We start from the raw sequence: 19,667 nt of genomic DNA on the forward strand, positions 1-19,667 counted from the left end.
ATTGAAATTCGATTAAATATTCACTAAAATATCTCGAAATCATAAATATTATCATGAGCACACCGCGCCTCCTTTGCTGGTCTTTCGCCACTGTGGTGACGATTTCATCCTTGAGTTCCTGTGCATTGGCACCGCTTGAGACGGTCGGTTGGGCATCGCCGAAAGCGAAAGCAGGATCGCCTTTGCAAGCCGGTGTGCGGTATGAAGTTAGGAAGGCCCTGGCCGCAGGCGTGCCTTTCCGGCCGCAGGAAATGAAACGCTACTACTTCATGATGGATGCACCACGTCCACCACTCATGGCTGCCACCCAGGTGGCTGGACGGAGGATGACTGTGCGCACGACGGCCTACTGTCATGATGAAGATGACCACATCGTCTATGGGGTCAAGAATGCCCTGGGCACGCCTTTGAAATTTGGCTCCGTGCGCAGTGCGGCGGCCGATTGGTCACGCTACCCCGTGGGCACGCGTTTCCGCATCGCGGGCCAGCCGGATGTGGTTTACGAGGTGGATGACTATGGCAGCGCTCTGGTAGGAACGGGCACGATTGATCTCTACAAGCCGACTCAATGCCAGATGAATGACTGGGGGGTGCGCCATGTGGACATCGAGGTGATCCAGTGGGGCTCCTACCAGCGCAGCATGGACATCATGCGGGATCGCACCAAATGGCCGCACGTGCGCCGCATGGTGGAAGACATCGAGACAAAGGTCTATCAAGTCACGGCAAAGAGCCTTCGTGGCCCGATGACAGCATCTCTGTAATCGCACCTGGCGGCAGGGCTGGATGCCTAAAAACTTGCGGGGCAAAACTGCGGCGAGAGCCCCGGAAGTGGCGTTTATTTCTGTGGGAATCACTGGCCAAGTTTGTGCTCGTGTGTTCTTCTCTTTGTTATGAATGCGAGACTGTTTCCCTCCGCTTGGTGTAGTGTGCTTTCATTGTTAGGCATCTCGCTGATGCCCGCCTGTAAACCTCCTCAGGCAGTCCCTGCGGCAGCCCCACCGCCGCCTGCGGTCATTGTGGGAAAGGTGACGAAACAGACGGTGCCCATCTACGTGGAAAACGTGGGTCAGACGCAGGCTTCGGAAACAGTGGAGATCCGCGCTCGAGTGAGTGGATTCATCACGGAAGCTCCGTTTAAAGAAGGCAGCTTGGTTAAAAAGGGCGACCTGCTTTTCAAGATTGATCCTCGCTCCTACGCAGCGGTGGTGGACCAATCGAAGGCCAATGTGACGAAGGCGGAAGCCTCTCTGGAACGGGCCAAAGGCGACCTGCAACGACTGGAGCCCCTGGTGGCTGCCAGCGCCATTTCTAAACAAGATCGCGATACCGCAGGCACCACGGCCAAAGTGGCGGAGGCCGATCTCCTAGCCGCCAAAGCCGCCCTGGCCACGGCGGAGTTAAACCTCAGCTACGCGACGATGGTGGCCCCCTTTGATGGCATGATCGGTGCGCGCAATGTGGATGTGGGCAACTTCGTGGGCAGCAGTGCGGATACCATGCTGCTGGCCACCGTTTCCACCACGGATCCCATGCGGGTGAGCTTCAATGTGGCGGAGCAAAACTACCTGCGCTTTCAGCGGCGCTTCATGGGTGATGAAGTCGCCAAAGAGGAACACAGCTCGAAGATGGAGTTCGAGCTCATCCTCAGCGATGGCAAGGTCTATGAGCACAAAGGCCGTTTTGAATTTGCCGATCGCGCCCTGGATTCAAGGACCGGCACCTTAAAAATCGTCGTCAGCTTTCCCAATGCAGAACACCTCCTGCGCCCCGGCCAGTTTGCTCGCGTGCGAGCCAAGCCTGAGGAGCGGCCCGATGCCCTCCTGGTGCCGCAGCGGGCGGTGATCGAAACTCAGAGTTTGCAGTCCGTCCTGGTGGTGGGGGAAGGTAACAAGGTGATCCAAAAACCGGTGAAAACTGAAGGACGCTACAACGACCAATTCATTGTGAGCAGCGGCCTGAATGAAGGGGATCGAGTGATCATCGAAGGTGTGCAAAAAGCGCGTCCCGGCATGGTGGTGAATCCAACCGAGCCTGAAGCGGAAAGCCCAGCCCCTGCGCCAACAAAGCCAGAGCCCAGCGCCCCGGCAGCGAAGTAATCTTTTCACCGAGGACTCACCGCCATGGCCCACTTCTTCATCAACCGCCGTGTCTTTGCGATGGTGTTATCCATCCTCATCGTGCTGGTCGGCTGGCTCGGGCTGCGCACGCTGCCCATCGCCCGGTACCCCAACATGACGCCGCCGACCATTCAGGTGACGGCGACCTATCCCGGCGCGAGTTCTCAAGTGGTGGAAGAGACCGTGACCTCCCCGCTGGAACAGGAGATCAATGGCGCTGAAGACATGCTGTACATGTCCAGCGGCAGCACCAGTGATGGTCAGGCCTCCATCAAGGTCACCTTTCGGGTGGGTAAGAACATTGACGATGCGGCTGTGGATGTGCAAAACCGCGTGGCTCGTGCTCAATCGCGCCTACCTGCGGACGTGGTGAAAAACGGCATTACGGTGACCAAACAGTCGCCCGACATGCTGCTGGTCTTTGCGCTCAGTTCCAAGAATGGCGAGTATGACGATCTCTTTCTCAACAACTACGCCTTCCTGAATTTGCAGCCGCAGATGGCTCGCGTGCCGGGCGTGGGCGCGGTGAATATTTTCACGCAGAAGGATTACTCCATGCGGGTCTGGCTGCAGCCTGACAAGCTGGCGAATCTGGGGCTCACAGCGACGGATGTGACGCGCGCTTTGCAGGAGCAAAACATCCAGGCCGCTGCCGGCCAGATCGGCGCGCCGCCAGCGGAGAAGGGGACGGAGTTTCAGTTTTCCGTCAACGTTCGAGGTCGTTTGGTGAGTGCGGAGGAATTTGGCAGCATCGTCATCACCACGTTAACGGACGGCACCGTGGTACGGCTGAATGATGTCGCACGCACGGAATTGGGTGGCAAAGACTACGCCAGTTTTGGTCGCATCAATGGTTCGGCCGCCGCCTTGATCGGGATTTTCCAGCTTCCCACGGCCAATGCTTTGGATACGGCGATTGCCTGTCGCGAACGCATGGAGGAGCTGGCAAAAAGTTTTCCTCCCGGCATGGAAGCGAAGGTCAGTTTTGATACCACGCTGTTTGTGACCGCCTCGCTGGAGGAGGTGATGCACACATTGGTGGAGGCCTTTGTGCTCGTGGTGCTGGTAGTCTTCGTCTTCCTGGGTAACTGGCGCGCCACCTTCATCCCCATGCTGGCTGTGCCAGTGTCTCTCATCGGCACCTTTGCCCTGTTCGGGGTCATGGGTTTCACCATCAATACGCTGACGCTTTTTGCCCTCGTGCTGGCCATCGGGATTGTGGTGGATGATGCCATTGTGGTGGTAGAGGCGGTGGAGCACCACATTGAGCATGGGCTGAGTCCGCTGGAGGCGACCAAAAAGGCCATGGATGAAGTCTCCGGGCCCGTCATTGCCATCGCTCTGGTGCTGTGTTCGGTCTTCATTCCCGTCTCCTTCATGGGGGGCATCACGGGAAAGCTGTATCAGCAGTTTGCCATGACGCTTTCTGTCTCGGTCATCCTTTCGGCCCTGGTGGCGCTTTCGCTCACGCCCGCGCTTTGTGTCATGCTGCTGCGCCCACGCAAGACCTCCAAGGGGCCGATTGGCCGTTTGCTGGGAGCTTTTAACCGCACCTTTGATCGCTTGACGGGAAGTTACGTGAGTGTGTGCCGTTGGATGATGCGCTTTGGGTTGATCACAGCAGTGCTATTGTTTGGCATCTACGCGGGCATCATCGGCCTGCTCAATCGCCTGCCCACTTCCTTCCTGCCGGATGAAGACATGGGCTATCTTTTTGTCATCACCACGCTGCCAGATGGGGCTTCCCAGGAGCGCACCGATCGTGTGCTGCGCAAGGTGGAGGATATCCTGCAAAAAACGCCAGGCGTGCAGGACGTCATCACCATCGGCGGGCTGAATCTTCTCAGCGGGGCGCGGAGTTCCAGTGCAGGGGTGTGCATAGTCTCGCTCAAAGATTGGAAGGAACGCACGGATCCGTCCATGCAAGTGGCGCAGATCGTCCCCAGCATCTTTGCTCGCGCCAGCCAGATTCCTGAGGCCATGGTCATCCCCACCTCTCCACCGCCCATTCAGGGCCTGGGCAATGCAGGTGGGGTGCAATTTGAGCTGCAGGATCAAGGCGGTGGCACGCCCCAGCAACTGCAAGAGGTGTCGGATCGCTTCCTAGTGGCAGCCTCGCAGCATCCTCAGTTGGCCCGCGTTTTCACCTTCTTCAGCACCCGCGTGCCACAGACGTTGGTGGAGCTGGACCGCGATAAAATCAAGACGCTGGGCATCCCTCTGGATGGTGTGTTTAGCTCGCTCCAGGCTTACCTTGGGGGGATCTATGTGAATGACCTCACGCTCTTTGGCCGCAGCTTTCAGGTGAAGGTGCAGGCCGAGCCTGAGTACCGCATGAAGCCCGAGGACATCTATGGCATCTACACGCGCAATGCCGAAGGTGGCATGGTGCCCTTCAGCACCTTTGCGAAGGTGGAGTCCACCACGGGTTCGGACCTTCTGCCGCATTACAACGTCTATCGAACGGCTGAAATTACGGCCACCGGCAAGCCAGGGGTGAGCTCGGGCCAGGTCATCACGGCCATGGAAGATTTGGCGAAAGAAAACCTGCCCGCGGGTTACGGTTATGAATGGACCGGTACTGCCCTTCAGGAAAAGGAGGCGGGAGGTCAGCAAGCCACCATCTTTGCCCTGGCGCTGCTGTTTGTGTTCCTGGTGCTCGCTGCTCAGTATGAAAGCTGGGCCGTGCCCTTTGCGGTACTCTTTGGCCTGCCTATCGGCATCTTTGGAGCTTTCATGGCCGCCTGGCTGCGCGGGCTAACCAATGATGTGTACGTGCAGATCGGTCTGGTGATGCTGCTCGGGCTGGCAGCAAAGAATGCCATTCTGATTGTCGAGTTTGCCCGCAGTCGGCGTGAGCAGGGCATGAGCATCCGTGAAGCGGCCCTGGAGGGGGCGCGTCTGCGCCTGCGGCCCATCATCATGACTTCTTTGGCCTTCATCCTCGGCGTGGTGCCACTGGTCATCTCCAGCGGGGCAGGGGCCGCCAGCCGCCAGAGCCTGGGTACGGCGGTTTGCTTTGGCATGACCGCGGCCACCGTCATCGGCGTCTTTTTCATCCCTTGGCTCTATGTCATTGTGCAGACCCTGGCGGAGAAAATCAGCGGAACCCCGAAGGAAGAGGTGACCGAATCGAAGGCCTAGCCTGGGCATCAGAGTCCGAATCGGCTTTTCCCCTGCATTCAGCGAAAGTACAGGGTCTTGCCGTCGTTTACCTGAGCACATGTTCTGGCGCCTGTTCCTTTTTTCCCTCGCTCTTTCCTCGTTCGTTTTGGCCCAGGCCCCTAAGCAAGCTCCAGTCTCCCTGGCCAGTCTGCAAAAGACCCTTGCAGCCTCTCCCGATGCCGCACAGCTCGCGAAGCTGCATGATGAAGTCATCCGTCTGTTCGGTCGCCAGCGCCTGCTGCAAGGCAAACCGGGCACCAAGGTCGAAGCCACCACGGTGGCCTGGGCTGTTATGGACATGAACCCCGCTGTCGTGGTCCGTGGCAATGGCACCCTGATCGGCAACATGGTCCGCGTGGGGGATGATGGCCTGCAGGTGCTGGTGCAGAAGATGGAAAACTTCCAGGAATTTGGCTACCGCATCGAGGTGGATGGCATGGCCCGTGTGGCGGGCACGGTGCACCTGGAACACTACGACTACACGGCCGACAGTGAAAAGCAGCCCGGGGTGCCCGTGGGCCGCCTGGAGAAATTCGACTGGTCTCAAAGCCAAGTTTTCCCAGACACCGTGCGCGGGGTCACCGTCTATGTGCCTCAGCAATACCAGGCAGGCAGCGAAGCCTGCCTCATGGTCTGGCAGGATGGCGGCCGCCATGTGGACCCGAATGGCTCACTGCGTGTCAGCACCGTCTTTGACAACCTCATCCACCAGAAAAAGATGCCCGTGACCATCGGAGTCTTCATTGATCCCGGTCGCAAGTCTAACCAAAAGCCTGGAGATCAAGCAGGCAATAGGGGTTTTGAATATGACAGTCTGGGAGATGCCTACTCCCGTTTTCTGCTCACTGAAATTTTGCCTGAGGTGGAAAAGCGTTACGGTGTCAAATTCCGCCAAGATCCCCAGGCCTGGGCCATTGCCGGGGGGTCTTCCGGTGGCATTTGCGCCTTCACCGCCGCCTGGGAAAGACCGGATAAATTTCACAAGGTCCTCAGTTGGGTGGGCACCTTTGTAGATATCCGGGGCGGCAATGCCTACCCGTATTTGGTTCGCGTGACCGAGCGCAAACCCATCCGCGTTTATCTCCTGGATGGCGTCAACGACCTCGATAACAAATTCGGCAACTGGCCCCTGGCCAACCGCATGATGGAAGCCAGCCTCAAGTACATGAATTATGATTACCGCATGGACTGGACCGAATGCTTCCACGGCAGCCGCGGCATGGCCCCCAAACTCCCCGAAGCCCTCACGTGGCTATGGCGGGATGTGAAATGAATTAGTGACTCTTGATCGCCTTCTGAAGCATCCAAAATAGCTCTGTCTTACCCCCAGCATAAGCGCCGCGCGTGCTACTTTTTGGTGCTCCTTCAAAGTCCTTATCGAAGTCGGTTTCACCACGAAACGGGGAGAGGTCTAGAGGTGGGCCTTCGCAGTGGCCGGGGCGGGGACGGAGGTCGAGTTGGCCGAGAGTCAGGGACGGATGGATGAGGTGTTCTGCTGCTGCCTCAACGGGCGCGGTGACATTCTCTGAGGCGTTCTTCGTGGCTTGATCCAGCAGCGGCTCGGTGGCGAAAAGCACATTGCCCGTAATGGCTTGGCCCTCTTGGGCGGTGCTACCGACCCGGATGCCGCGCGCGGTGGAATAAATGGTGTTGTGATAGACATGAGCTAGCTTCAAAGGCAGGTCATGACTGCGCAGGGTGATGGCCTCATGCTGTGCGGCGGGGCAATCGCCCAAGACATTGTCATGGATGGAGACCCGGCCTGATGCGCGCAGCAGAGACTCACGGGGATTATGCCAGATGAAGTTGCCGTAGATCTCATAGAGATTCATGGAGCCCGGGCCGCTATCTGGGAAGCCACCGACGAGGAGGTTAGGCCGATTCCCATCTGGGCTGGGTTGATCGTTCTTGAGGAAGACATTATGCCGGATGAGGGTGCTGCACGGGGTGGTTGGCAGCCCTGGCACATCGGGGTAGGCCTTTTGATATTTGATCTCCATGCAATAACCGATGGGGTCATGAACAAGGTTGTTTTCAATGAGGCCACGTACAAAGGGCGCAGTGCCATCTGAATTGCCGAGATACAGACCGGTGCCGCAGTTGCGAATGATATTGCGCCGGATGATCCAGTCCCAGGTGGGGGTTTTGGTGGAGATTCCCACCGCTTGCTGGGATGTGTTCCAATCGCTGATGACACAGTCTTCAACCAAGATGTGATGAACGAGGTTTTTGAGCCCTCCCTGAGCGCTGATGCCAAACACACCGGGTATACCCGTGGGGCCTTCACCCAGGATGGACAGCTTTTTCAAAGCCACATAACTGCATTTGCGCAGCTCCACGCAGTTGGCGTTTTGAGTTTGGCGAATCTCGGCGATGCCCTGTTCCGGCCCCTGGATGGTGATCCACGCATCGGCCCTGCCGTGGCAATCAGTGACGGGCAGGCCACGGTTGTAAACCCCTGCGGCTAAAACCAGCGTGTCTCCTGGCACCAAGCTACCTAAAACCTTGCGATAATCTTGCGGCCCCGCGTGTTTTGTTTCCCCGGCAAAAGCCAAGGTGGTCATCAGCGAGACTAGAAAAACAAACCCTTTGATCATGCATGCATGAACGGGTTAGCGGGCTGATTTCTACGCTCTTTGTCGCTCCATCATTTGTCTTTTCGGGCTCCAGGCACGGGAAACCCGTTCTGCAGGAGAATCAGGCCGATGATGTCGCCTTGGTCATTGCGGTTAAAAGTCAGAGAAGCCACCACCACATCGTATTCAAAGCGGTCCTTACCCATGTCAAAGATCGGTACGGCTCCCTGCCCGGTGAGCTGGGCGTAGAGTGTGCTGCCGCGCAGACTTATGAAGAGGTCTTTCATGCCGAACAAAGAGTAAGTGCCAACGTAAGGTTTCAGGTCATCCGCTTTGTGGAGGATGATGGCGGGCTCTGCTTGATCGGTGCGCGTGGCAGATTGGTCTCGTCCATTTTGCAGAAGGGTGAGGGAGGTGATTTTGCCCTCCGTCCGGGTGAAGTGGATTTCTGCATTCACCACTTTCAGGAAAAAGCGATCCTTCTCGCGCGCAAACATCGGCAGGAAAGCCTGTCCGGTGAGCCGTGCCCAGAGCTGGCCCTCACGCAGGAGGATGGTGAAGCGCGCGTCAGGACTCAGCGCATACACACCGGGGTATTCCTTCAGCGTTTCGCCCTCCAGCATGATCTCCTGGGGCATGACCCGCGGCACTTCCACACGGGGGCCAGCGATGACCGCCCCGCCATCCAACTCGGTGTTGTTGATCAGCACCACCCGCACCGTGTTCGTCGCTGGGATGACCTGCAAGCTTGACCGATAGCCGCCCGTGCCGCCGTCATGATTGTAGCTGAGGTGGCCATCGCTTTTCGAGATGAAGGGGCCGAGGCCGATGTGGCCATCACCAGGGACTTCGGCATGGGATTGCATGGCGAGCGCAAAGGCTTTGGCCAAGGGAGAGGACTCGGGTTTCGCCATGGCCTGGCCGAATTTGACGAGATCAGTGGTGGTCGATCGCAATGCTCCTGCCCCGGCCACGGCATCGAAGTGCCAGGACTTGGCTGGTTTATCGTCTTCATGAGGATCCGCCAAAGGCAAGAGGTTGCTTGTGATCGTCATGCGCGTGTCCTGCAAGCCCAGCGGCTGGCAGATCTTGTTCACCACGGCTTTTTCCCAAGACGTGCCATAGACCTTGCCTAACAAATGACCCAACAAGCCAACGCCAAGATTCGAGTAGCTGCAAGGGTAAGGGCCTTCGCCCTCCAGCTTGGTGCGGGTGAGAAAATCCAGCATCAGCTTTTCATCATACCCCGCATACGGATCGCCATCTTTGACCCCAGCGGCATGGTTCCCTGGCAGGCGTGGCAGGCCGCTGGTGTGCGTGGAGAGCTGTTTCAGCGTGATGGCGGCAATGCGCGGATCTTCAAATTTCAGTCGCGAATCGAGCAGCTTGGAAACAGGCGTCTCCATGGTTACCTTTCCCTCCACCACGGCCTGAGCTAAGAGCAGGCCGGTAAAAACCTTGGTGATGGAGCCGATCTCAAACAGCACCTTTTCATGGTAGTCTTTCGAGTTCTCCGCAGGGGAGGCAAAGCCTGCAAAAGCCACCTTGCCATTCAGACTTTCCGCCGTGGCGATGCCTCCGGCTTTAAGCTTTTTAGCCGCCTCGGAGGCTGATTCGGCGAGGGGTCTTTCCGCCGCCATGAGGGTTGCGGAAAAAAGAGAAAGGACCTTCAGCAGTTTCATGGGCCGCAGGCTAACGGTGGATGCTGGAAAAGGGCAAGCTTTCTCGCGAGAGAAAGGAGAGCCTAACCAAAAGAGGGACGAGGTCGGTCTGCCGAGGTTTCTCTATTTCACTGGATGCCAGCGGTAGTGTCCTGTCAGCGGGAACTCAAAGAGACGATCTTCTAGCTGGGGGCCGCTGCCGATGTTGTGGACGATCCAGGGAGTATCACCGCCATCGGGCGCAGGCACGACGAGGGCGATGTGCGGCAGTTTGCCTTCCACCGTGCAGGTGATGAGGTCGCCCGGGAGGTAATCGGCAGCCTTTTGCGTGATGGGGAGGGCGGCTCCTTGGCGCTTGAAGAAGGTTTGCAGATTCGGCACGCGGCGGTGGTCAATATGGGGATCCGGCTTGGCCAGGCCCCAGTTTTTAGGATAGGCGGAAAAGTGCCGCTTCATGTCCTCATGCACCAACTTTTGCAGGTCGAATCCCAGGCTACGATAGCTTCGGATGACCTCATCCGTGCACACGCCTGTGTCGGCGGGTACATCGCCGCCAGGGTAGGGGATGCGCACGTAGGCCCCATCATACCGCACCGTGCTCGCCGTGCGGTCCAGGGCAGCATGGCAGAGACGGCTGGCAAAGTTGGTATCGGAAGTGGGAAGTCGAGCGCGGGCTGCGGCAGCGCGTTCAGGCGTGTCCGCCCCAGAGGAAGCGGTGAAAAGGGTAAGGGCAGCGAGCAGGGGAAGGCGCATGAGGGGTGAATCGCTTGGATGTCTTTCGGGCAGCCGATGTTCAAGCGGATGGCTGATTCCATCCGTGCAATGGACTTTCCAGGGGAATCCTGGGTGATTTCGCCTCCTTTGGCAAGATGCGCTCCCTATCTTCGTAAGGGCGGAGTATCCATTCGTTCTTGTCTTGGTTAGGCCAGAAGGAGTAAGCTTTCCCCATCCACCATCTCTACCGCCATGTTTCGCATCCCTGGAGCCCTCGGCAAAGACCTCTGTGACAAAGACCTGGGCATGACCCGGCGGGACATTCTGCGCATCGGCGGAGCGTCCATGATGGGCCTGACCCTGAACAACATGTTCCGCGCCCAGGCCGCCTCGGTGAACTCCGCTGCGGCCGGTCGTGTGGGCTGGGGCAAAGCGAAGCACGTGCTCATGATTTACCTCCAGGGCGGCCCTAGCCACCTGGACCTCTGGGACCCGAAGGAAAACGTGCCGGACAAGGTGCGTTCCGCCTTCAAGACCATCCCAACCAAGATCCCTGGCCATCATTTTACCGAGATCCTGCCCCAGCTTGCGAAGGTGAATGACAAGTTCACCACGATCAATTCGATGAGCTACACGCCTAACGGATTGTTCAACCACACGGCGGCCATTTACCAGATCATGACCGGCTACACCACTGATAAGGTGAGCCCCTCCGGTCAGCTCGAGCCGCCGAATGCAAAGGACTTCCCGAACTTCGGCAGCAACATCATCCGCCTAAAGCCGATGGATGAGCCGATGCTCCCTTTCGTGATGCTGCCTCGCCCGCTTCAGGAATCCAACGTCGTGGGTAAAGGCGGCACCGCGGGTTTCCTGGGCAAGGCTTACGATCCCTACACCCTCTATCCCGATGGGGATGACCTGGACATGGGCAAGATGGACCGCATCAAGATCGAAGATCTGCAACTGCGGCCCGACCTTTTTAGCGTGCGGCTCCAGCGCCGCGCCAAGCTACGCGATGCCATCAATGACCAGATGCCTGCCATTGAAGAAGCGGTGAAGGACCTGAGCCTGGACAGCTACTACAACCAGGCGCTGAACCTCATCGCCAGTGGCCGCGCACGGGATGCTTTTGCCCTGGATCGTGAGTCGCCGAAACTGCGCGATCGTTATGGCCGCAACACCTTCGGCCAAAGCTGCATGCTGGCGCGCCGCCTCATCGAGTCTGGTACTCGCGTGGTGGAGCTCATCTGGCCCAAGGTGGCGAATTCGGACAATCATTCCTGGGATCATCACGTGGGCCTGACCCAGCGCATGAAAAGCCAGAGCGGCCCCATGCTGGACCAGGGCCTGAGCGCCCTTTTTGAAGATCTGGACGCCAGTGGCCTACTGGATGAGACGCTCGTCGTGGCCCTGGGTGAATTTGGCCGCAGTCCCGAAAAAGGCGTGTCTACCTCCGGCAATGGCAACAGTGCCGATGGCCGCGACCACTGGCCTTACTGCTACACCGCCATCATCGGCGGGGCAGGCATCAAGCGCGGTTATGTTCACGGCAAATCGGACAAGACAGGCTCTTCCCCAGCGGAAGATCCGGTGCACCCGACCGAGCTACTCGCCACCATTTACCACGCCGTCGGCATTGACCCGGAGACCATCGTTTACAACCACCTCAACCAGCCCCGCGAACTGGTGAAGGCCAAGCCCGTGACGAAGCTGTTTGCTTGACGTGGCTCTGCCAGCCTTGATCATTTGAATTGAAGAAGCCCGGGGATGACCCGGGCATCTTTTTTGTGGGGGATCCATCATTATGTCGTACCATATCACTCTCAGCAAATCGGAACCGAGCTCTGGAATTACCCCTCAAGAGTGGAGAGACTTTCTGGCGAGCCGCCCCGAGTTGGAGGTCGTTGAGGAGAATGCGCATTTTATCAGCGCTGTGCTTCTTCGGGACAGTAATCTAATTCTTCATTATTCTGCGGAGTCTGCCTCAGTGTTTACAAAGAATCCTGATGGACCGCAAATCATTGAATACATGGTATCCATTGCTCCACACTTTGACGGAGTGGTGACCGGCGATGAGGGCGAGACATTTGCTACTGAAACTGATTTGGGCACGCAGAACGACTGGAACTCCCAGAAGAATGCACGCAATTCACGCATAACAGAAGAGAAGCCCTGGTGGAAGCTGGAGCTTTCCCGAGGCAAGCGGATGATATTAGGTCTGCTGCTTGGACTTCTAATCGTCATCATCAAGGAGATCTTTTTCACACAATGAGAATTCAACAATGCTAGGCCCTATTCGTTCCTCCCGTGAATACTGTAGTGACAAGCGAAATTAAAACTGGCGAGCTTACCTTTCACTGGGTTACCGGATACTACGACGGCGTGTTATCTGGCTTCGCAAGCTGGCAAGGACGGCTATGCTATTTTGAAATTAGTGAAGACACAGCCACCAATCGGAGGTTTTCGATACATAGCTTGAGCGACGAAGAAGTACTTAATGCCATTCAAGAAAACGAAGAGTTCAAAGCGCGTCACGGCAACCACAACGACCTTCTCCCCGACGGCTCTTCTGCTGGGGGAAAGTGTATCACAACATTGAAGGATGCCGCTGCCATGGGTTATGAAATTGCCTCCGCAATGGCAGCCGATACTTGGCAACCTTCTGATTCCTATCGCCTCAATCCAGTCATTGGATGGTTTACGTCAACGACCTTCTAAAGGGCTGGCCCTGTGTAGAAATTAACTGTTGGGAGTCATTCTTCCTATCGTCATCACATGGCCAGGTGGCAGAGCCTGCGATTCAAGTTGGAGTGCAGGTTTTGGCCACAAAAAAAGCCCGGGTGCTGAACCCGGGCTTTTTTGTGAGAATCGGTCAATCCGTAGAGGTTTACTCCACGTGCATGACACCGTTCATGATCGCGCCATGACCGGGGAATGTGCAGAGGTAAGGGTAGTCACCGGCAGCAGGGGCGGTGAATTCCAGGACTTCGGTCTGGTTCGGCTGGAGCAGCTTCGTGTGGAAAAGGACTTCTGGGCCCTCTGGGATGTAGCCTTTGGCCATGCCATCTGGGGCGGCCACCATCTGCATGGCCAGGGCCATCATCTTGTCTTTGCTGCCGGGGGTGCCGATGACGATGTTGTGCATCTGGGGAACGGCAGGGTGGGTGTTGTTGAAGGTGATCTTCACCTTCTGGCCAGCCTTCACATTGAATTCTTTCAAGTCGTAAGCCAGGGGATTGGCGGTATCGGGCTTGATGGTGATTTCAGCAGCAGGGCCGGCGAATGCGGCCGGGGCGGCGGTGGCAGCAGCGACTGGAGCGGCGGCGGCAGGGGTAGTCGCGGGTGCAGCGGGAGCTTCCGCAGCAGGAGCGGTGGGGGCGGCCACTTCAGCCACAGGTTCTTTCGGAGAGGCGGCATCCTTCACGCCGATCAGCAGGGTGGCACCCCAAAAGAGTGTGAATCCGCCGACAACGAGGGCGATGATCACATTGAGGATTTTCCAGATGGAGCCGGATTCTTCGGAGGGAGAGTGGGAATGCGCAGACATGGCTAGGTTTTTAGGAGCCAGAAACAAGCACATACCACCCCAAACGCAACCCCCAAGCCGTCCGCCGCTTGCAACCCCGGCCCCCATCGCCACGTTTGTCTAATTATTATGAGCGACTCCACCCCCAAACACACCAACGCCCTCATCCGCGAAAAGTCGCCGTATTTGCTCCAGCATGCCCACAATCCCGTGAACTGGCTGCCCTGGGGAGATGAGGCGATCGCCAAGGCGAAAGCTGAAGACAAGCCCATCTTCCTCTCCAGCGGCTACTCCACCTGCCACTGGTGCCACGTCATGGAGCGTGAATCCTTCGAGAATGAGGAAATCGCTGCCTACATCAATGAGCACTTTGTCCCCGTGAAGGTGGACCGGGAGGAGCGCCCCGACGTGGACCTCACCTACATGACCTACGTGCAGGCAGCCACGGGCGGGGGCGGCTGGCCCATGTCGGTCTTTCTCACGCCAGAGTTGAAGCCCTTTTTTGGTGGTACCTACTTTCCACCTGAAAATGCCCAGGGCCGCATCGGTTTTAAAAACCTGCTCCAAGAGCTGCACAAAGCCTGGATGGAAGATCGGGCCAAACTGCAGGCAAGCTCAGAGCGCTCCATCGCCAAACTCCAGGAACATCTGGACGGTGAAAATGCCGAGACCGAGGTCAAAACAGACGCCGTGGTGCAAAAAGCCTACGATGACCTGGCCAGTAGCTATGACTACCACGAGGCCGGTTTCAGCGGCGCGCCGAAGTTCCCCCGCTCCAGTTCCATCAATCTGCTCCTGCGCATCCACCAGGCCTGGCTGAAGGATGCCGCGCGCAAAAGCGAGTCCGACTGGGCGGCGGAGATGTCGGTGAAAACCCTGCGCGCCATGGCCAATGGTGGTATCTGGGATCACGTGGGCGGCGGCATGCATCGCTACGCTGTGGATAGCTACTGGCACATCCCGCATTACGAAAAGATGCTGTATGATCAGGGCCAGCTCCTCTGGGCCTATGCGGAGGGTTACCTCATCACAAACTCGCCCTTCCTAGCGGATACCGCGCGGGAGATCGTCGGTTATGTGCAGCGGGACCTGCGCCACCCTCAGGGCGGCTTTTTCTCCGCCGAGGACGCCGATAGCTATGCTCAGGCAGGAGACGACCATAAAAAAGAAGGGGCCTTTTATGTGTGGAAGGCCAGCGAGATTGATGAACTGCTGGGCAAGGAAGAAGGCAGCATCTTTCGTTATTCCTTTGGCGCTCGGCGCGATGGCAATGCCCGCCCAGAAAGCGATCCTCACGGGGAACTGACGGGGCTGAACACCCTCTTCCGCGCCTACTCGGTGAAAAAGACGGCGGAGTTTTTCAAGAAGACCCCAGAGGAAGTCCTGGCCATCCAGGGCAGGGGGCTGAAGCTGCTGTTTGAAGCCCGCGCCAAGCGCCCGCGCCCGCATCTGGATGACAAAATCATCACCGCCTGGAACGGTCTCATGATCGCTGGTCTAGCCCGCGCTGGAGCGGCCCTTGGAGAGCCCAGCTTTCTCAAACTGGCGGCTGAGGCGGCCCAGTTCCTGCATGATGAACTCTGTGCAACTCCAGGCAAGGGGCTGCACCGGAGCTGGCGCGCTGGCGAGCGTGGCCCCAAAGGATTTGCCACCGACTACGCCTGCCTCATCCACGGTTTGCTAGATCTCTACCAGGCCAGTTTTGACGTGAAGTGGTTGCAGTGGGCCGTCGCCCTGCAAGCCGAGATGGATGGCCTGTTTTTGGACCAGGCAAACGGCGGTTACTACAGCGTCCACACCGAGATGGCGCACTCCGTTTTGCGCATCAAAGAAGACTACGATGGCGCGGAGCCTTCGCCGAATTCACTCGCGGCGCTGAACCTCGCTCGCCTCGCGGCCATGCTGGATCACCAGGGGTATGCCCTGCAAGCGGCCAAGATCACCACGCTTTTTGGCAATACCCTGCAGTCCAGCCCCTCCGCCGTGCCAGTGCTGGTCATGGCGGCAGACTTCTTGGAGAGCGGCAAGCAGCAGATCGTCCTCGCGGGCGATGCCACCTCGCCCGAATTCCAAGCCCTCGCCGCCGTGGTGCATCGTCGCCTGCTGCCCAAGGCCGTGCTGCTCCATGCCGATGGCGGCGAAGCACAGGCCTGGCTGGGTAAACAAAACGAGGCCCTGGCCGCCATGAAACCCGTGGAGGGAAAAGCCGCCGCCTACGTGTGCCAAAACTACGCCTGCCTGGCCCCGGTGACGACGAAGGAGGCGCTGGAAAAGCTTTTGGCCTGAACCGTGATTTGGCATTGATGCTGCACCGCCTTGCCTATTGAATCACCCGCCGATGCTCCGTTTCCTCCTCAGCCGCCTTTTGCAGGGCCTTGCCGTCATCCTTGGGGTGCTGGTGATCACCTTTGCTCTGCTGAAGATGGCCCCCGGCTCGCCTTTGCAGAGTGAACGAAACATCCCGGACCACATCCGTGCAAAGCAGGTCATCGCCCTCGGGCTGGACCAGCCCGTTTACGTGCAGTTGTGGCGGCACCTCGTCAGCTTTGCCACGTTCGATTTTCCGGCTTCCACGAAGAATCCAGGACGTGGGGTGGATGAGATCATCGTGCAGGCCTTTCCGGTCTCGGCCACCGTTGCCCTGGCAGCACTCACCATCGCCATCGGCATCGGCATCCCCATGGGTGCCCTGGCGGCGGTGCGTGCAAACACCTTCGATGACCGCGCCTGCATGCTCATGGCCACCCTGGGCATCTGCACGCCAAGCATGGTCCTGGGGCCACTGGTGGCGTTGGTGCTAGGGTTAAAACTTCGTTGGTTCAATGCGGCGGGTTGGTATGATTGGGATGACTGGGTCTTGCCATCCTTGACGTTAGGTATCATCTACAGCGCCTACATCGCCCGGCTCACTCGCGGGGGATTGCGGGAAACCTTGGCGCAGGATTTCATCCGCACGGCTCGGGCCAAAGGCGCTTCTGAACTGGCTATCGTTTTCCGTCACTCGTTCAAGCTCGCCTGCCTACCCGTGCTGAACTATCTCGGCCCCACCGCCGCTGGGTTGATGACGGGTTCCATCGTCATCGAAACCGTCTTTCAGCTTCCCGGTTTAGGTCAGCACTTCGTCGGTGCAGCAGTGAACCGGGATTTTGTCCTCGCCATGGCCACCGCTGCCTTTTACGCCGTGCTGATCATCGGTTTCAATCTGCTGGTGGATTTCCTCCAAGCGCTGCTGAACCCCCGCATCGGATTCAAATCATGAGCGATGTGATTCCCAGCAACGAGGGATTCCAGCCCTCAGCCGACAAAGCGGTCTTGGTGCCCCTGCGGTCACCGACTTCAGAATCCCCCGGCCAGCGCGCCTGGCGGCGGCTGACGCGCAGCCGCATCACCGTGGCGGCCATGCTGTTTATGGTGGCGCTTGTGGGCATCTGTCTTTTAGGGCCGCTAGTGTCGCCTTATTCGCAAAGTGACCAGGACCTGAATCTCAAGGCCGCAGGCCCTTCCGCTGCGCATTGGTTAGGCACGGATCCACTGGGGCGCGACCTCGCCACGCGCATCCTGAAAGGCGGGCAGATCTCGCTGCTCGTGGGCATTCTCGCCACGGGTGTCGCGTCGGTGATTGGCGTCGGTTATGGCCTCATCGCAGGGCTCACCACGCGCCGTCTGGATGCGCTGATGATGCGGCTGGTGGATGTCCTCTACGCCTTTCCGTTCATCACCTTCGTCATCATCCTGGTGCTTGTGTTTGGACGGGAGCTGTGGCTCATCTTTGTCGCCATCGGGGCTGTGGAATGGCTAACCATGGCGAGGGTGGTGCGTGGGCAGGTGCTGGCTTTGAAAAACCTGGAATTCGTCCTCGCCGCCCGGGCCAGTGGCGCAGGTTTCTGGCACATCTTGTTCAAGCACATGCTGCCGAATGTCATGGGGCCGGTCATCATCTACGCCAGCCTCACCGTCCCCGGCGTCATGCTGCTGGAGGCCACGCTGAGCTTCCTCGGCCTGGGCATCCAGCCGCCTGATGCTAGCTGGGGCGTCCTCATCCGCGAAGGCGCCGACAGCATGGAAACCTACCCCTGGCTCCTCATCGGCCCTGGTCTCTTCTTCAGTGCCACTCTGCTCGCGCTGAACATCATCGGCGATGCCCTGCGCGATGCCCTGGATCCGAAGTCGGATGCGGGGGTGTGATCAGGAGTCGGCGATCTCCACCAAGAGGTTGTCGGACGTTTCTTTCCCCACCCCCAGCAACTTCCACGCCCGCCACATGAGCAGCACGGCGGCGATGCCGAGACCTACGGCCAGGGCGGCCCAGATGCCGGTGGCCCCCCAGCCTCTTTGAATGCCCAGCACCCAGCCTAAAGGCAGCGAGATGATCCAGTAAGCCAGCACGGCGATCCAGGCGGAAACCTTCACATCATCCACGCCACGCAGGGCGGCGGCGGAGACGACTTGGAGCCCGTCGAAGAGTTGAAAAAGTCCCGCGACCAGGAGCAACGAGGCGGTGAGTTTGATCACCTCCGGTTCATTGACAAAGGCCCGCGCCAGGGGCTCGCCCCACAGGAAGCAGACCAGCATGGAGCACGACATGAAGGACGTGGCAAAAATCCAACTGCCCAGGAGCACCCGATGCAAACGCGGCCGCTGATTCGCCCCCACAATCTCGCCCACCCGCACGGTCGTGGCCATGGAGATGCCCAAAGGCACCATGTAGGCCGTGGCGATGCAGGTGATGGCCACCTGATGTGAGGCCAGCGGCACCACGCCTAGCCAGCCGATCATGAGCGAGGCCAGCACAAAGGCCGTGACCTCCGCCAACTGGTGAAAACTGGTGGGAATGCCGATCTTCAGCAGGCTGGCGAACTCGGACCTCTGCCACCGCACCCACCACTTCTGCGGTGTCCAGAGGTGCAGCGTCCGGCTGTTTTTCAGCCAAACAAAAAGCGCGATCATGCACAGCGTGCGCGAGACCAGGGTGGAGTAAGCTGCGCCTGCCAGCCCCATGGCGGGGAAGCCCCACTTGCCATGGATCCACAGCCAGTTCAGCAGGATGTCCAGAAACACCGACCCCAGCGTGATCCAGAACGGAGGCCAGGGACGGTTTAGGGCATCGGCATGGTTTTTCCACACCAGCGAGATGAGCGAGGGGATCAGGGAAACCGCACAGGGCAGCAGGTAAATGGGCGTCTGCAGCGTGACATCCCCCGGCTGGCTGAAATGGCCCAGTAAGGGGATGAGCAACAGCGTGGCGAGAACCACCACCAGGCCCAGGCCCAGAGCCAGCCAGGTGCCGTGAATGACGGCGCTTTTGGCATCTTCGGGTTGTTTGGCCCCATGCGCCTGCGAGACCCGCACGGAGACGGAGCTCAGCAGCCCCATGCCCACCACAAAGGGCACGGCCAGCAGGGTATTGGCAAAGGTGGCCGCACCGAGCGAGACGACCCCCACACTGCCGATCATCACCGTATCAGACACGCCCATCAGCATGTGACTGAGTTGGCCGGAGATGAGGGGGAGCGCGAGTTTTAATGTCGCCCGGTTTTCCTGGGCAAAGGTGGGCCACGGCTGAGGTGGCGGTGTAACAGGCGATGAAGAAAGAGAGGAATGCATAAACGCTGCCGCGAAAGGTTGGGGGAGAGTGCAGGGACGGGCAGCGGCGCAAAAAAACCACGGCCCGGGGTGAGGGGAGCCGTGGTGGGAGTGTCGTCAGATTCGGTGCACTCAGCCTGCCACAGGCCCCTGTCCAGCCAGGCGAGAGCCTGGCAGGGCGTCAAATTTGGGGCGGGCAATCCGAATCATGTCGTTAGGCTGCCATCGCGGCGGTGAAATGTCAATTCCTAGGTGAGGTGCCTTTTTGTCACCTGCCCCTCATTCCGCAGAAAGAAGGCTTTTGTTGAAGTGGGGAGAAGAT

General features: G+C 58.7%; 15 protein-coding genes. 10 read left to right on the forward strand and 5 right to left on the reverse strand.

Going from position 1 to position 19,667, the window contains the following annotated elements; all coding sequences use genetic code 11:
- Positions 1-53 precede the first annotated feature (53 nt).
- The 4 genes from ABEB25_RS00100 to ABEB25_RS00115 all read left to right on the forward strand — a co-directional run bounded on the left by ABEB25_RS00100 (position 54) and on the right by ABEB25_RS00115 (position 6,558).
- Positions 54-764, forward strand: a complete 711-nt coding sequence (locus ABEB25_RS00100; protein WP_345734333.1) for a 3D domain-containing protein — start codon at positions 54-56, stop codon at positions 762-764.
- A gap of 129 nt (positions 765-893) precedes the next feature.
- Entirely contained in the window at positions 894-2,099 is a 1,206-nt protein-coding gene (locus ABEB25_RS00105) for an efflux RND transporter periplasmic adaptor subunit (protein WP_345734334.1), read from the forward strand.
- 24 nt (positions 2,100-2,123) lie between these two features.
- Complete coding sequence (locus ABEB25_RS00110; protein WP_345734335.1) at positions 2,124-5,264, forward strand: efflux RND transporter permease subunit; 3,141 nt, start codon at positions 2,124-2,126, stop codon at positions 5,262-5,264.
- 79 nt (positions 5,265-5,343) lie between these two features.
- Complete coding sequence (locus ABEB25_RS00115) at positions 5,344-6,558, forward strand: alpha/beta hydrolase (RefSeq protein ID WP_345734336.1); 1,215 nt, start codon at positions 5,344-5,346, stop codon at positions 6,556-6,558.
- A gap of 1 nt (position 6,559) precedes the next feature.
- Here the strand turns inward: ABEB25_RS00115 and ABEB25_RS00120 are convergent, their stop codons facing one another.
- From ABEB25_RS00120 to ABEB25_RS00130, 3 genes are all read right to left on the reverse strand, one after another.
- Entirely contained in the window at positions 6,560-7,882 is a 1,323-nt protein-coding gene (locus tag ABEB25_RS00120) for a hypothetical protein (protein WP_345734337.1), read from the reverse strand.
- A gap of 50 nt (positions 7,883-7,932) precedes the next feature.
- On the reverse strand, positions 7,933-9,543 hold the full coding sequence (locus tag ABEB25_RS00125) for a serine hydrolase (RefSeq protein ID WP_345734338.1): 1,611 nt from the start codon (positions 9,541-9,543) through the stop codon (positions 7,933-7,935).
- A 102-nt stretch (positions 9,544-9,645) separates the two neighbouring features.
- Positions 9,646-10,275: a DUF1287 domain-containing protein gene (locus tag ABEB25_RS00130; protein ID WP_345734339.1), complete on the reverse strand. Its 630-nt coding sequence runs from the start codon at positions 10,273-10,275 to the stop codon at positions 9,646-9,648.
- A 213-nt stretch (positions 10,276-10,488) separates the two neighbouring features.
- Here ABEB25_RS00130 and ABEB25_RS00135 point away from each other — a divergent pair, with 213 nt between their 5' ends.
- From ABEB25_RS00135 to ABEB25_RS00145, 3 genes are all read left to right on the forward strand, one after another.
- Positions 10,489-11,958 (forward strand): DUF1501 domain-containing protein, encoded by a 1,470-nt coding sequence (locus ABEB25_RS00135; protein WP_345734340.1) that lies wholly within the window; start codon positions 10,489-10,491, stop codon positions 11,956-11,958.
- Positions 11,959-12,040: 82 nt separating this feature from the next.
- Positions 12,041-12,508, forward strand: coding sequence for a hypothetical protein (locus ABEB25_RS00140; RefSeq protein WP_345734341.1), 468 nt, complete (start codon positions 12,041-12,043; stop codon positions 12,506-12,508).
- 35 nt (positions 12,509-12,543) lie between these two features.
- The gene (locus ABEB25_RS00145; protein WP_345734342.1) at positions 12,544-12,954 is read left to right on the forward strand and encodes a hypothetical protein; all 411 of its coding nucleotides are present in this window, start codon (positions 12,544-12,546) and stop codon (positions 12,952-12,954) included.
- A 169-nt stretch (positions 12,955-13,123) separates the two neighbouring features.
- On the opposite strand, the gene ABEB25_RS00150 is transcribed toward ABEB25_RS00145, so the two are convergent.
- Positions 13,124-13,783, reverse strand: a complete 660-nt coding sequence (locus tag ABEB25_RS00150; protein WP_345734343.1) for a plastocyanin/azurin family copper-binding protein — start codon at positions 13,781-13,783, stop codon at positions 13,124-13,126.
- Between the two features lie 108 nt (positions 13,784-13,891).
- Between ABEB25_RS00150 and ABEB25_RS00155 the strand changes: the two genes are divergently transcribed.
- The 3 genes from ABEB25_RS00155 to ABEB25_RS00165 are packed head-to-tail and all read left to right on the forward strand — an operon-like array spanning position 13,892 to position 17,947.
- Positions 13,892-16,048, forward strand: a complete 2,157-nt coding sequence (locus tag ABEB25_RS00155; protein WP_345734344.1) for a thioredoxin domain-containing protein — start codon at positions 13,892-13,894, stop codon at positions 16,046-16,048.
- A gap of 52 nt (positions 16,049-16,100) precedes the next feature.
- Positions 16,101-17,021 (forward strand): ABC transporter permease, encoded by a 921-nt coding sequence (locus ABEB25_RS00160; protein WP_184207635.1) that lies wholly within the window; start codon positions 16,101-16,103, stop codon positions 17,019-17,021.
- Positions 17,018-17,947, forward strand: a complete 930-nt coding sequence (locus ABEB25_RS00165; RefSeq protein WP_345734345.1) for an ABC transporter permease — start codon at positions 17,018-17,020, stop codon at positions 17,945-17,947. The genes ABEB25_RS00160 and ABEB25_RS00165 overlap by 4 nt, the downstream gene beginning before the upstream one ends.
- On the opposite strand, the gene ABEB25_RS00170 is transcribed toward ABEB25_RS00165, so the two are convergent.
- Positions 17,948-19,366 carry an MATE family efflux transporter gene (locus tag ABEB25_RS00170; protein ID WP_345734346.1) on the reverse strand — a complete coding sequence of 473 codons (1,419 nt, stop codon included), beginning with the start codon at positions 19,364-19,366 and terminating at the stop codon, positions 17,948-17,950.
- Between the last annotated feature and the right edge of the window lie 301 nt (positions 19,367-19,667).

The organism is Prosthecobacter algae (genome assembly GCF_039542385.1).
GTDB classification, from domain to species: Bacteria; Verrucomicrobiota; Verrucomicrobiia; order Verrucomicrobiales; family Verrucomicrobiaceae; genus Prosthecobacter; species Prosthecobacter algae.

Bases quoted from the DNA above. Each gene is read 5' to 3' on its own strand.
- ABEB25_RS00100 (WP_345734333.1), top strand. From the start codon at position 54: ATGAGCACACCGCGCCTCCTTTGCTGGTCTTTCGCCACTGTGGTGACG.
- ABEB25_RS00105 (WP_345734334.1), top strand. From the start codon at position 894: ATGAATGCGAGACTGTTTCCCTCCGCTTGGTGTAGTGTGCTTTCATTG.
- ABEB25_RS00110 (WP_345734335.1), top strand. From the start codon at position 2,124: ATGGCCCACTTCTTCATCAACCGCCGTGTCTTTGCGATGGTGTTATCC.
- ABEB25_RS00115 (WP_345734336.1), top strand. From the start codon at position 5,344: ATGTTCTGGCGCCTGTTCCTTTTTTCCCTCGCTCTTTCCTCGTTCGTT.
- ABEB25_RS00120 (WP_345734337.1), bottom strand. From the start codon at position 7,882: ATGATCAAAGGGTTTGTTTTTCTAGTCTCGCTGATGACCACCTTGGCT.
- ABEB25_RS00125 (WP_345734338.1), bottom strand. From the start codon at position 9,543: ATGAAACTGCTGAAGGTCCTTTCTCTTTTTTCCGCAACCCTCATGGCG.
- ABEB25_RS00130 (WP_345734339.1), bottom strand. From the start codon at position 10,275: ATGCGCCTTCCCCTGCTCGCTGCCCTTACCCTTTTCACCGCTTCCTCT.
- ABEB25_RS00135 (WP_345734340.1), top strand. From the start codon at position 10,489: ATGTTTCGCATCCCTGGAGCCCTCGGCAAAGACCTCTGTGACAAAGAC.
- ABEB25_RS00140 (WP_345734341.1), top strand. From the start codon at position 12,041: ATGTCGTACCATATCACTCTCAGCAAATCGGAACCGAGCTCTGGAATT.
- ABEB25_RS00150 (WP_345734343.1), bottom strand. From the start codon at position 13,783: ATGTCTGCGCATTCCCACTCTCCCTCCGAAGAATCCGGCTCCATCTGG.
- ABEB25_RS00155 (WP_345734344.1), top strand. From the start codon at position 13,892: ATGAGCGACTCCACCCCCAAACACACCAACGCCCTCATCCGCGAAAAG.
- ABEB25_RS00160 (WP_184207635.1), top strand. From the start codon at position 16,101: ATGCTCCGTTTCCTCCTCAGCCGCCTTTTGCAGGGCCTTGCCGTCATC.
- ABEB25_RS00165 (WP_345734345.1), top strand. From the start codon at position 17,018: ATGAGCGATGTGATTCCCAGCAACGAGGGATTCCAGCCCTCAGCCGAC.
- ABEB25_RS00170 (WP_345734346.1), bottom strand. From the start codon at position 19,366: ATGCATTCCTCTCTTTCTTCATCGCCTGTTACACCGCCACCTCAGCCG.